9 protein-coding genes are annotated in these 12,918 nt (G+C 47.3%); 1 reads left to right on the top strand and 8 read right to left on the bottom strand.

Annotated elements, in window-relative coordinates:
• Window positions 1-137: 137 nt before the first annotated feature.
• From GPL15_RS22620 to GPL15_RS22650, 7 genes are all read right to left on the bottom strand, one after another.
• Window positions 138-1,793: a galactoside ABC transporter permease gene (locus GPL15_RS22620; protein WP_215700945.1), complete on the bottom strand. Its 1,656-nt coding sequence runs from the start codon at window positions 1,791-1,793 to the stop codon at window positions 138-140.
• A gap of 17 nt (window positions 1,794-1,810) precedes the next feature.
• The gene (locus GPL15_RS22625; protein WP_215700946.1) at window positions 1,811-3,319 is read right to left on the bottom strand and encodes a sugar ABC transporter ATP-binding protein; all 1,509 of its coding nucleotides are present in this window, start codon (window positions 3,317-3,319) and stop codon (window positions 1,811-1,813) included.
• A gap of 123 nt (window positions 3,320-3,442) precedes the next feature.
• Window positions 3,443-4,777: a substrate-binding domain-containing protein gene (locus GPL15_RS22630; protein ID WP_215700947.1), complete on the bottom strand. Its 1,335-nt coding sequence runs from the start codon at window positions 4,775-4,777 to the stop codon at window positions 3,443-3,445.
• Between the two features lie 158 nt (window positions 4,778-4,935).
• Window positions 4,936-6,552 carry a response regulator gene (locus GPL15_RS22635; protein ID WP_215700948.1) on the bottom strand — a complete coding sequence of 539 codons (1,617 nt, stop codon included), beginning with the start codon at window positions 6,550-6,552 and terminating at the stop codon, window positions 4,936-4,938.
• Between the two features lie 28 nt (window positions 6,553-6,580).
• On the bottom strand, window positions 6,581-7,618 hold the full coding sequence (locus GPL15_RS22640; RefSeq protein WP_215700949.1) for a galactose ABC transporter substrate-binding protein: 1,038 nt from the start codon (window positions 7,616-7,618) through the stop codon (window positions 6,581-6,583).
• Between the two features lie 20 nt (window positions 7,619-7,638).
• On the bottom strand, window positions 7,639-8,643 hold the full coding sequence (locus GPL15_RS22645; protein WP_215700950.1) for a substrate-binding domain-containing protein: 1,005 nt from the start codon (window positions 8,641-8,643) through the stop codon (window positions 7,639-7,641).
• Window positions 8,640-10,469, bottom strand: coding sequence for a sensor histidine kinase (locus tag GPL15_RS22650; protein WP_215700951.1), 1,830 nt, complete (start codon window positions 10,467-10,469; stop codon window positions 8,640-8,642). Before GPL15_RS22650 ends, GPL15_RS22645 begins: the two co-directional genes overlap by 4 nt.
• Window positions 10,470-10,646: 177 nt before the next feature.
• On the opposite strand from GPL15_RS22650, the gene GPL15_RS22655 reads away from it, so the two are divergent.
• Window positions 10,647-12,389, top strand: coding sequence for an NFACT RNA binding domain-containing protein (locus tag GPL15_RS22655; protein WP_215700952.1), 1,743 nt, complete (start codon window positions 10,647-10,649; stop codon window positions 12,387-12,389).
• A gap of 161 nt (window positions 12,390-12,550) precedes the next feature.
• Here GPL15_RS22655 and GPL15_RS22660 read toward each other — a convergent pair whose 3' ends face one another.
• Complete coding sequence (locus GPL15_RS22660) at window positions 12,551-12,916, bottom strand: VOC family protein (RefSeq protein ID WP_215700953.1); 366 nt, start codon at window positions 12,914-12,916, stop codon at window positions 12,551-12,553.
• Window positions 12,917-12,918: the final 2 nt, after the last annotated feature.

A 12,918-nucleotide genomic window follows, 5' to 3' on the forward strand; every position in this document is an offset into this window, starting at 1 on the left:
ACGGTTGGAAGCCGGTTTTCATCGCCAACGGATTCCGCTCCGCCCGGCGTCAAGCCTCCAAGCAGGCCTCCGCCCCCGTCTGTTCCCATCCCCTGGATTCATGGCGTTACTTCCGCCAACACATATAAAGCAGATTTTTATTTTTTCTGCACATATTTCAGGCAGTCAAGTGTAACCGCCGTAATGATGATGATACCCTCGAATACGAACTGAAGATTTGTGTCAATACCCAGGATGGTAAGGGAATAGATGAGTACGGTGAAGATCAATACACCGACTACAACACCTGAAATCTTACCGATACCTCCGGTAAAGGATACGCCGCCCACTACGCAGGCTGCAATTGCGTCCATCTCCCAGCCCTGGCCGTAAGCTGCGGAACCGGAGCCGACCATTCTCGCACATTCAAGCCATGAACCAAATCCGTAAAGGATACCAGCCATGATAAAAGCACCCATGGTTACGGCGAATACGGAAATACCTGAAACTGATGCCGCTTCCGGATTGCCGCCGACCGCATAGAGGTTTTTGCCGAACGTCGTTTTATTCCAGATGAACCAAACGATTGCAATCGCCGCTACAGCCCAGAGAATGATGGTTGGGAATCCGTTGATTTTCGGAATGATCATCTTAGGGATAGACGGCTCAATGGCGCCGAACGATACGCCCTTTGTTGCATATGTAACCAATCCGAAGATAACTAACATGTTCGCCATCGTTGAAATGAAAGGATGCATTTTAAATTTGGCTGTGAAAAAGCCTCCGATCGCTGTAAAGAACGTACATAAAAGAATACACATAAACAGCGCGAAAATAACCCTTACACCGATGGGCAGTCCTGTAAAATCAAATACATGGCCGAAAACCGCGCCAGTATTGATTCCCTGATGCATGATAATCGTTGCAGTTGTCATTCCCATACCAACCATACGTCCGATTGAAAGGTCCGTACCGGTAAGGAGAATCAGTCCGGCAACGCCCAGAGCAAGAAACATTCTCGGGGATGCCTGCTGCAGAATATTTAAAATATTGTTATACGTAAGAAGAGGTACGCCTTTTATGATAGGTGTGGCGATACACAGCCCGATAAAAATCAGGATGATGGCGATATACAAACCATTCTGCAGGAAAAATGCCCTGCGGTTGAATGTGTATTTGTAGTTTTCCCATTTCTGTGCCCTCGTCTCCATAAAGGTAAACTTTGACATGCGGAGCAGGTCGATCAGATGATATTTCCAGGCAAAGGCTGCATGCCTTCTGTCTTTTATCTGCTGAAGCTCCTTTTCCAGTTCCATTTTCGCGTCAAACAGACGGTTCTTATGAACATATTTTTCGTCTTTTATTTCCTGATGGTCTGTAATTTTTGAGAGATTTTCCTGGTGCGATTTCTCCAGCTCGGCAAGTTTCTGTTTATTCTTTTCCTTTGCCTGTATTTTTTCCTGGTCGCAGCTTGCTTTCAAAGGCTGATAATAATCCTTATCAAAATGTGCCGCAAGATAGGATTCCGCATCGGAAATTAATTTTGATATCTCCGCTTTGTTTTTCTCTTCTACTGCTTTCGCTTTTTCCAGCAGCGCTTTGTCGCTGGCAATTCTGGCTTCTTTTTCTTCCTTCGCCAGGCTGCGGTCCCTCTTCGTCCTGTCTATATTATTCTGAAGAGCAACCACCTTGTTTGAGCCGTCCGCTCTGAGGATGTCGATCTGTTTTTGTATTTTACCAACATAATCCTCGATTGGCTGGCGCAGTTTCATTTCCTGTTCAACCGTCAGAGTCTTACTGTTTCCATTAGCCATATCCGTCATTCCCCCCATTATAGATATTTTGCGCTGAGTCGTAAAAGCTCTTCCTGATTTGTCTCTTTTGTATTAACAATTCCAGAAAGGCGTCCATTGGACATAACGCCGATACGGTTCGTAATGCCCAAAATCTCCGGCATTTCAGAGGAAACAACAATGATTGTTTTTCCCTGTTTTGCCATATTGATGATCAGCTCGTATATTTCATATTTTGCACCAACATCGATTCCTCTTGTGGGTTCGTCCATCATAAAGATCTGCGGCCCGCGCTCCAGCCATTTTCCAAAAATAACTTTCTGCTGATTGCCGCCGGAAAGGCTGGAAATCATGTCATCCGGCCCCATGCACTTGGTATGCATGATTTTAATTTCCTTTGCAGTCGCCCGGATCATCTTAGGATCGGAAAGGGCTACGCCGGACTTATACTGCTCCAGATTCGCGATCGTCGTATTGAATGTAAGATCCCCCTTGAGGAACAGCCCGTTTGCCTTTCGTTCCTCAGTGATCATGGCAAACCCGTGTTCCATGGCTTCCTTGGCGCTGCTGAAATTCATAAGGCGGTTGTTCAAATAGACACGCCCCGCCGCCCTGGTCCGGACGCCGAAAATCGTTTCCAGAAGTTCTGTACGTCCTGCGCCCACAAGGCCGTAAAGCCCGAAAATTTCGCCTTCTTTCACATCAAAGGAGACGTCCTGCAGATGGGGTTCAAACTTTGTAGACAAATGCTGTATGGACAAAATAACATCCTTGGGGGTGTTGTCAACCGGCGGGAACCGGTTATCCAGAGAACGGCCGACCATAGCCGAAATCAGTTCGTTCATATTCGCATCCCTGGTACTCTTTGTCATTACCAGGTTGCCGTCACGCAGTACGGATATTTCGTCACAGATCTCAAAAATCTCATCCATCTTGTGGGAGATATAGATCAGGGCGATTCCCTGCTCTTTTAACATCCTCATCATCTCGAAGAGCTTGGTGACTTCCTGTACGGTCAGCGAAGATGTGGGTTCATCGAGAACGATCACCTTGGCATTATAGGAAATGGCCTTGGCTATTTCACACATCTGTCTCTGAGATACAGACATATTGCGCATCGGCTGAGTGAGGTTAACGGTCATGCCCAGCTTTCTGAAAAGCTCGGCAGCTTCTTTTTTCATTCTGCCTTCATCAACTACGCCTATGGAATTGACCGGATAACGTCCGAGGAATAAATTATCAATTACATTTCTTTCCAGACATTGATTGAGTTCCTGATGAACCATCGCAATGCCGTTTTCAAGAGCATCCTTGGGTCCGGAAAAGCTGACTTCCTTACCGTTCAGGAAGATAGTTCCCTCGTCTTTTTGATAAGTGCCGAAAAGGCACTTCATCATGGTAGACTTACCGGCTCCGTTTTCACCCATAAGCCCCATGACAGTTCCACGTTTCACATCCAGGTTAATACGATCCAGAACCCGGTTTCGGCCAAATGACTTGCTCATACCGCGTATTGATAAGACGATATCATCTTTCTTATCTGCCATTATTTTTACTCCTGTATTATAGTGTTTTCCCACAGGCGAAGCGATTAACGCCTGATTATTATAAGAAATTATTAGGGAGAATTTCTTCTCCCTAATAGCTGCCCACCTTTATTTCAATGGAAATTACTGATTAAGTAAGGATGTATAAGATGCCGCATTATCTGTCTTAACCATGTTGATGGCAAATGCATCATACTGGCTCGGATTTCCAAGACGGTTTGTGATGTTGGACTCTGTCTGTCCGTCACCGCCGATATAGTCTACCTTGAGGTTGAGAAGCTTATCATACTTCTGAAGAAGCGGCTGATAAGTTGAGCCAAGGAAGTTATCAGATGAATTGTAGATATTCAGCCATACGGACTTTGTCGGATGTGCTGCTTCATCAAGCTGATTTGAAACAGGTGCATAAGTCATTGTGGAATCTGTAAAATCCTGATAGTTGTCAGCAGTTACAGCCACGTTTAAAGCATAGTAGGAACGTTCGTCTGCTTTGTAGATAAATACGTCATCGCTCAGCACGTTTCCAGCGTCGTCTGCTGTGCTGATACCAGTATTAACATCAACTCCGTCCAGAGCATTACGAAGAACACGAAGTGTCAAATAAGCCTGAACATCCGCATGCTGGCTGATGGTTCCCCCGTAGCCTTCTGCAATGGCGGCTACCGCATCACTGTTCGCGTCATATCCGAATGTAGGAACATTATTATCTTTAGACCATGCATTGAACATGGACATGCCCATACCATCGTTATTGGAAACTACGATATCAATCTGATCGCCGAAAGAGGAAGACCATGTGCCGATACCATTACCTGCTGTTGCAGCATCCCATGTGGCTCCGGCTGAGTTCTTCATTTCCTGAGAAGCAAGCTCTCTAACCGTATAGGTCTTTCCGCCGACTTCAATGGTTCCATCCTGTACAGCGGTTGCTTTGCCTTCTGTGTTTGTACCGATCGGCTCGCTGTTGATGTTGCCGTCTTTATCAACGCCTGTACCCAGCGCCCTGCGGACACCTCTTGTACGTGCGATGGAATCGTTATGTCCGATATCTCCGATTGCCAGAACGTAACCGATGATTCCGTCGCCGTTGCGGTCAATCGTATCAATATTTTTCTCGATATAATCTTTAACCATGGTACCCTGGAGTTCAGCACCCTGATTTGCATCGAAACCTACGTAATATGTATCCTCGTTGAAATTCAGAGCCGTCATATCAAGGGCTCCGGTAGCACTGCTGGATGGCTGGCGGTTAAACCATACTAACGGTTTATCCTTATTCTCCACCTTAGCCGCTTCGGTTTCTGCCGGTGCTGCCGTTGTGTTGTCTGCCGGTGCAGCTGTTGTATCCGTTTTACCAGCCGCCGTTGTCGGAGCCTCAGTAGGCTTGGAGCCGCCGCCGCAGGCTGCAAGGGTGACTGCCATAGAGCACGCAAGTGCAACGCTTAACATTTTTTTCATTTTAAATTCCTCCTTAGATATTTAATGAACTTGGTTACAAGTAACAGTATATAGAAATATCCGGGCATTTTAAATAGAAATTCTTATGCAAAATGTTAAAATTCTTATCGTATTCACCCTGCTAATTATAAAAAATCACCTAAACGACAAAATATCCCCTATTTCTCCGTTCCGTCTCTCATTTTATTAGGGGATTTTCCGTAGTACTTTTTAAAGCAGTAGCTGAAATAATGCTGGTCGCTGTAACCGCAGCGGGCGGCGATCTCCTGTATCTTCATCGGGGTGCAGAGAAGGTACTCTTTTGCTTTTTCCATCCTCTTTTTTGTCAGAAGGCTGATAAATGTTTCCCCCGTCGTCTTTTTAATGGTGGCGCTCAGATAATTGGAACTGATATGGAGCTGTTCGCTCAAAGATACCAAAGTCATGGTTTCATCGGCAAAGCCCGTCTCAATCAGCTGAAGCGCCTTATCTGATAAGAGTTCGGAACTGACTTTTCTGTGGTTGGCGATAATATCCTGGGCCTGGCGGCAGAGGCTGGTCACCTTGGCCTGCACCTCATCCAGAGATTCCCTGGTAAAGCCCTTCTCCAAAAATGAAAACTTGGACAGCACTTCCATGGGCACATTATTATTAAGGGCCATGCTCACGGTACGGTACACCGAGGCTATAATCTGTATAACCAAAAGGTCGCGGCTGCTCTTCATCTCTTTCTCCCCGCTGACCCGGGAAAACAAGCCTGTCAAAAACTTCTCCAGTTCTCCCCTGCTGCCGGTCTTGATGATCTGATCCAGTTCCGCCACGATTTCCTCAATGTATTCGAATTTTTGGAATTCGCCTGATTCCGTATCTGATATGAACTGCACTCCCGCAGCGTCTGAAGGCACATAGTGCATGGCGGCCACTGCCTCCGAATAGGCCACGCCGCTCATGAACACTTCCGGAAAATCCCGGCTGACGCCGATTCTGCATTTAAGGCCCAGAATTCTCTCCGCACTCTGTAAAATCTCCGTCACCAGAATATGGATATATTTTCCCATATCCCGGCCTCCGGCTGAAATGACGGAGATCACCTTTCTTTTGGAAATCACACTTCCGAACTGCACATATTTCTTCAGGATTGAGTTCACAAAATTCACATGTTCCACAGCGGTCATATTCTCCCCGCTGCCGCCGAAAAATCCGGTCACCAGGACCATGTAGCAGACGTTCTCGGCGGGAAATCTGCGCAGCCCCAGTTCTGAGGCCCTCTGTTCCATCAGAAGCTTTCTCTCCCGGCTCAGCTCCTGCATCGGTTCATCCTGGTCCATCAGCATGGGCAGCAGGAATTCGGCCAGTTCCATCCGGCGTTCCCTCTCACTGAAGTCTCCGTCCTGGATCCCCCTTTTTAAATTGGCAAACCGTTTGTCCAGTTTTTCCTTGATCCGCTTCATCTCTTCCGTCAGCTCTTCGGCGGAGATGGGTTTTAAAAGATAGCTGATAATATTATATTGAATGGCCTGCTGGGCGTAGGCGAAGCTCTCATAGCCGCTTAAAAATGCAATCTGCATATACGGCCTGATTTCCCTTGCCTGTCTTGCCAGATCGATGCCGGAAATAAAGGGCATCCTGATATCTGTCAGCAGCAGGTCCGGCCCCAGTTTTTCCACAAGCTCCAATGCCTCTGCTCCGTTTTCCGCCTCTCCGATCACCTCAAATCCCACGGAATTCCAATCAATCCTTTTGATAATCGCTTTTCTTAACGCTTCTTCATCGTCTGCTATAATTACCGTATACATCAGTTAACCTGCCTTTTTCTCTGTAATTTTATTCTTTTTCGTCATCAACTGTCCTGGCAGCCTGACTGCAGTTATAGTATTTCCCGTCTTTCAGTTCTACGGTATCCTGTACATTCTGTCCCAATCCCGCAGCAGCGGCTATCCGGAACACAACCTGGGCGTACTCTTCGCTGTCGCTCTGGACTGTTCCAAACAGTTTTCCCGTCCGCAGGCCTTCCATTCCCTGGGGGGTTCCGTCGATGCCAACGATCTTGACCGGTTTGGTTATTTCCTTGCGCATCAGCGCTTCCGCCGCGCCAAGAGCCATTTCATCATTGTTGCTGATCACCAGCTCAATCTCATCCGGGAATTCGTCCAGCCACTGTTCCATCCATGCGGACCCCTGGCTCCTTTCCCAGTTTCCGATTCCCCCTGTAATCTTTTCTAACGGGACTCCTCCGTCCCTCACGGTTCTGACCGACCATTCGGTTCTGATCAGGGAATCCTGATGGCCGGTTTCACCTTCCAGAAGCACATAGCCCACTTTGCCGTCACCATTTAAATCCAGGGAGGATGGATCCTTTTTATAAGCGTCTACCAGAATCCCGCCCTGGAGGACTGCCGCCTCCCTGGCGTCTTCCCCCACATAATAGAGCTTTTCCCACCGCCTCATATCCTCTTCCACCGGCTCCCGGTTGAAAAATACCACGGGAATATCCGCGTCCATGGCCTTGCTGATTATATAAGAGGCAACGGAACGGTCCACCAGATTGACGCAGAGAGCATCCACTCCCAGGGAAATGAAACGGTCCACCTGGCTGTTCTGCAGATTCTGGTCTCCCTTTCCATCCACCTCATCGAGAATCACTTTGATCCCCGTCTCCTTTTCATATGATTTCGCCGTCTCCACGATCTTTCCACAGATATGGTTGATAAATGGATCGTCTCCGCGATACAGCGCCACTCCGATCCTCAGGGTCTTTTTTTCCTCTTTCTCCACATGACTGCGGCTTTGAATGTATATGCAGCCGGCCCCCAGAATAAAAATCACCGCCAGCGCGGCAATCAATACTTGTCTCTTTTTCATTTGTCCTCCCGCTGTTATCTTTACTCGATGGGATACAGGATCTTTTCAAACCTGCTCTCCTGTAAATCTTCTTTTTCAATATAGTAGGATTCCAGCACAATCTGTTCCCGTTTCCGGCTCTTTTCGATGGCCTCCACCGCTTTTACAATGCTTAAATAACCGGCGTCGAACTGGTTTGAAACTACCAGCCCTTTCACAATTCCCTGATCCATCCGGTTCAGCACTTTGGTTGTGCTCCCGATTCCGTAAAGGCCTGAGATATATTTGCTGTAGCCCTGGCTCTCCTTCACGATGTCGGCCGCCGAATCCAGGCTCTGGACATCCAGCGCCGCAATGACCGCTTTCCCGCTTCCCAAAGATACCGTCTCTTCTATGGCCTTTCGGAACAAGTCTTCATTCTGATACGAAGCGGAGTTTCCTGAACTCTCTTTATCTTTTTCATAAAGAAAAGTTCGGAAACCGGCCTCTGTAAGCACTCTAAAAAGGCTGTTATACGCCTCTCTGTTATAGCCGTAATCCAATCCCTCTGTGAACACAAAGACCGGCACTTCCGCCTGATTCCCGCTGACAATGGCCTCTCCCAGCATCCTGCCCGATTCCCCGTAATCTTCCGAGATACCTCCTCTCACCTTATCATGGGAAAACAGGTTTCCCATGATGATGAGAGGGCTGTTAAGGGTCATTCCGTTCAAGGCCGCAGCGCATTCCAACGGTTTGATGGGATCCAAAACCACCGCTTTTGTCCCGTCGCCGATCTCCCTTTCCAGCAGTTCCATCTGTTCCTTCACGTCACCTTTTTCATACAAGGTGATGAAATTGACATCCACATTGTATTCATCCGCAGCTTTGTCCACGCCTTTGTGGAAATTCACATAATAATCATCCGTCGTATCCCCGACGATCACGGACACGGGGTATATCTCTGTTTTCTTCTCCTTGATAATCAAGTCTGTTGAGGACAGCAGAAACAGGATGATCAGGACTGCCGCCAGCAGGCCCCAAATGATCTTTTCTTGTTTTGTCATCTCTCTTCCTCCGTTCGTTCTGCCGGTCGTTTGTGAGCTGTGGTTCCGCTATGCTGGATCCGGCTGTAGGGCACCGCAGGAAGGCGGATGATAATTTCCGTCCCTTCGTCCAGCTCCGAGGCTATGGTGAGGCCGTATTCCTCGCCAAAATACAGCTTGATCCGCTCATTGACATTCTTAACCCCGATTCCTGATCCTTTTGTGGAGGTCACATGGATCGATTCCGTGAACAAGCTTTCCACATGCTCCTTCGTCATTCCCAGCCCGTTATCACGGACGGAAAAATATAAATCATCCCCGTCCTGCCAAACCCGCAGGTTGATCTCCCCGTCTCCGTCCATAAATTCCATGCCGTGATAAATGGCGTTTTCCACCAGCGGCTGAAGCATCAGCTTTAGACTGGCAAATTCCAGGCAGTCCTCATCGGCATTGATGTAGTAAGAAAATTTATTTTTAAAACGCATGTGCTGGATCATCAGATAGTTGCGCACATGTTCCAGCTCGTCTTTTACGGTTATGATGCTCTTCCCCTTGCTCAAACTGATGCGGAAAAAACGGGCCAGGGCAGTGACCACTTTGACCGCCTCCGCTTTCTGTTCATTTTCAATCATCCAAACGATAATATCCAGGGTGTTGTAGAGAAAATGAGGGTTGATCTGCGACTGCAGAGTGTCAAACTCCTGCTTTCTCTTGGCCTCGTGTTCCTTCACGATGTCGTCCATCAGGACACGGATCTGCCGGGCCATATTGTTGATGGAAGTACCCAAATGCTGGATTTCGTAGGAGCCGCCGGAGTACACAGGGGTTTCTAAGTCCCCTTCCTCGATATTGCCTACGGATTTTTCCAGCTCCTTGATCGGGTTGGTGATTCTGGATGAGATATAGGAATTAATCAGCATCAGAATAAAAAGGATCAGCATTATTATGAATACGATGAACAGCCTGGTCTTGATCGTATTCAAAGAAACTACATTTTTAGGGGTGACTCCAATCACTTTCCATCCGGTATAACCGATGGATTTAACGGTGACGATCCGCTCTTTTCCGTCAAACTCCTCCAGATAATTGCCGTCCTTATATCCGGCCACAGCCAGATTGTTTTCCCGAACCCGCCCCGAATCGATCAACTGGATTTTCGGATGGTATAAAATCTCTCCGTCACTGCTGATCAGGTAGACATAGCCGCCGGTGCCTGTGGTCACTCCATTGAATAAATGTTCCAGGCTGGAATAGCTCAAATCCACCAAAAGGACGCCCTGGGCGGTTGACGGCCCTTCCGTCAGCTCCACAGCCCTTGACAGAGAGATCACCCAGCGGTACTGGTTTTCATTCCCGTCAAAAATGTATTGGACATGAGGATTGGAAAAATGCTGGTTTTCCGTCTTCTCAAGGGCATTTGTGAACCAGGCGTCCCCTGTCACGTCCAGATTCGTCTTGATTCTGGCGGCCGGTACGGCCTCTACCATGGTCCCGTCCTGGGAAAACAGGGCGATATTGCTCACATTATCCTTGTTATTATCATAGAGCAGTGTGATCTCGCTGTTAACGGATTCCGAAGATAAATCCGCATTTTTTACGGCCCCGTAGTAGAGGGAATCGGACAGCCTCATGACTGTACGGAGATAGCTCTCAACCGAACGGGCCACCTGGTTGATCAGGCTCTGGTTCTCTTCCTTCACCGTCTCCAATACTTGGGAGGACAACCGCTGGTAAATGGAAAAGGTGATGAGAAGGCTGGCCGCCAACGCGGTCACTGTAAAATAAATGAAAATCGTATATCGTATGCTGTTGTTATGTAAAAATCTGTTTTTTTTCTCTTTTTTCATTAATCCGGCTCTTAAACTGCTGTTATCGTCAATGTTTCCACAATCCATTATACCTGATATGACACCACATTGCAAACGGACATGCCTCCTGCACTATTTTAAAATAAATGAATTTGTGGTATACTGATCACTCGTACTACTTAAATTAGCCGCAGGAAGCGGCGGAACGGGGAATTTATGGCATTTGACGGAATTATAATTGCAAATTTGACAAAGGAAATAAAAGACCGCCTGGAGGGCGGAAAAATATCGAAAATCGCACAGCCGGAAAAGGACGAACTCCTGTTTACGGTAAAGAATAACAGGGAAACGTACCGGCTTCTGCTGTCGGCCAGCGCCAGCCTGCCCTTGGCCTATTTTACGGAAAACAACAAGCCCAGCCCTATGACAGCGCCTAATTTCTGTATGCTGTTGAGAAAACACATCGGTAATGGGAAGATCACCGCAGTAAGCCAGCCGGGGCTGGAGCGGATTATCCAGTTGGAAATCGAACATTTGGATGAACTGGGGGATATGCGGAAGAAAACGCTGATCGTGGAGCTGATGGGAAAACACAGCAATATTATTTTCTGCCGGGAAGACGGGGTGATCATCGACAGCATCAAACACATTTCGGCTCAGGTCAGCTCTGTCCGGGAGGTGCTGCCTGGCCGGGAGTATTTTATTCCCCATACGACGGAAAAATATGATCCCCTCTCTGTCAGCGAAGAGGATTTTAAGCAGGCAATGAACTCCACCCCTGCCCCTCTTCAAAAGGCCTTGTACATGAGATTTACGGGAATCAGCCCCATCATCGGAGAAGAACTCTGTCATCTGGCTTCCCTGAATCCCGATCTTTCGGCCAATGGACTGTCCGAAGCGGAACTGATTCATCTCTACAGAACTTTTTCTTTCATGATGGAAGATGTAAAAACAGGGAATTTTTCACCGAATATCATTTACAGACAGGATGAACCGGTGGAATTTTCCGCATTACCCCTCACCTGCTATGAAGGGGGCGGTTATACGGCCCGCACCTTTGATACGGTGAGCCAGCTTCTGGAAACCTATTATGCCGCCAAAAACGCCATCACCAGAATCCGGCAGAAATCGGTGGATTTACGGAAAATCGTGCAGACAGCCCTGGAGCGCAATTATAAAAAGTATGATCTCCAGTTAAAACAGCTGAAGGATACGGACAAGCGGGAAAAATATAAGGTTTACGGAGAACTGCTGAACACTTATGGATATGAGCTGTCCGGCGGTGAAAAAGAACTGAAATGTCTAAATTACTATACCAATGAGGAAATTAAAATTCCTCTGGATCCCCAACTGACAGCCCGGGAGAATTCCCAGAAATTCTTTGACAAATATAACAAGATGAAGCGGACGTATGAAGCGCTTTCCGAACTGACCCTGGAAACCAAACGGGAAATCGAGCACTTGGAGTCCATCAGCACAGCTTTGGATATCGCCCTTTTGGAAGAAGATCTGGTTCAGATCAAAGAGGAGCTGACCGAATACGGCTATATCCGCCGCCGATATACGGGGACAAAAAAACAGAAGATCACAAGCAGGCCCTTCCACTACATTTCGTCCGACGGTTTCCATATCTATGTTGGGAAAAACAACTATCAGAACGAAGAGCTGACCTTTAAAGTGGCCGGAGGCAATGACTGGTGGTTCCATGCCAAAGGGATTCCGGGATCTCATGTGATCGTAAAAACAGAGGGAAAAGAGCTCCCCGACCGCGTCTTTGAGGAAGCAGGCGCCCTGGCGGCCTATTATTCCAAGGGCAGGAATAATGATAAAGTGGAAATCGATTATATTCAGCGGAAGAATGTGAAGAAAGCAGCGGGGGGAGCACCGGGATTCGTGATCTACCATACCAATTATTCCCTGTTGGCGATTCCCAGCGCGGATTTTACAGTGGTTGAATAAAAAATGGAATGTGTCCGGCGGTAATAAATACTTACACCATATGAAACCAATAAAAGCGGCGCTGTGCCCCTTTCCAGGGCGTACGGCGCCGCTTCCTGCCTCTAACTTGTCATACATTCATTGTTTTCGATTCCGGATATTCTTTCTTAGAATTTCTTCAATCAACGTTCCGGCACAATCTCAATCCAATACCCGTCCGGGTCTGCGATAAAATAAATCCCCATAGCCGGATTTTCAAAGCAGATGATTCCCATCTTTTTGTGTTTTTCATAAAAGGCATCGTATTCATCGGTACGGAATGCCAGATGGAATTCACATTCCCCCAGGTTATAAGGCTCTTTCCTGTCTCTCAGCCAGGTTAATTCCAGTGAAAACTCTGTAATTCCATCTCCTAAATAAACCAGCTTAAAAGAATCATCGGATGCGGTCTTCTCTCTCACCGGCTCTAAGCCCAGGGCTTCTTTGTAAAAAGCCAGACTTTTGTCTAAATCTAAAACGTTGAAATTATAATGGTTAAATTTAATCATCT

It is taken from the genome of Clostridium sp. MCC353, assembly GCF_018785315.1.
GTDB lineage: Bacteria > Bacillota > Clostridia > Lachnospirales > Lachnospiraceae > CHH4-2.